Origin of the sequence: Cohnella cellulosilytica, assembly GCF_042431195.1 — a bacterium.
Lineage (GTDB): Bacteria > Bacillota > Bacilli > Paenibacillales > Paenibacillaceae > Cohnella > Cohnella cellulosilytica.
On the sequence record NZ_JBHMDN010000066.1, the window covers coordinates 1 to 534 of the forward strand.

Annotated in this window: 1 pseudogene; it reads left to right on the forward strand. The window is 51.7% G+C overall.

Annotation, left to right across the window (positions count from 1 at the left end):
• Positions 1–166 precede the first annotated feature (166 nt).
• Positions 167–534: pseudogene (locus tag ACFFT4_RS30250) on the forward strand (group II intron reverse transcriptase/maturase); the annotation flags it as partial.

A 534-nucleotide genomic window follows, 5' to 3' on the forward strand; every position in this document is an offset into this window, starting at 1 on the left:
TGGGAGGAAAGTGAATCGTCTTACCGTGGGAGGTCTCATGGACGTGAGGAGATGCGCTTCGAATCACGGTTGAAACAAGATTTACCATGAGAAGTCAGCAGAGGCCATACTACCCCGAACAGTCGACGGTCCGGGGGAAGGGCTGAACCTTAGGAGGTGGTAGTCAATGAACGTTGCCGAAACAGAAGAAAAGTACAGCCAACTTCCTGAAAGGGAAGGCTCGGTGCAGAAAGTACGTGCGGAACACGAAGGATATGCAGGAGCGTACGGTTCTGAACGGACAACCAAAAACAACGCCGCCAACGCAAGCGAGTCGAAGAAAGGAATGCTGGAGGAAGTGGTGAGCGTGACCAACTTGAACGAGGCGTACAAGAGAGTCAAAGCGAACAAAGGCACACACGGAGTCGATGGGATGAAAGTAGATGAACTTCTACAATATCTCAAAGAAAACGGAGAAGCCATCCAGCAGGCCATTCTGGGCGGAAAGTACCGTCCGAACCCCGTCCGAAGGGTAGAAATACCGAAAGAAGACGG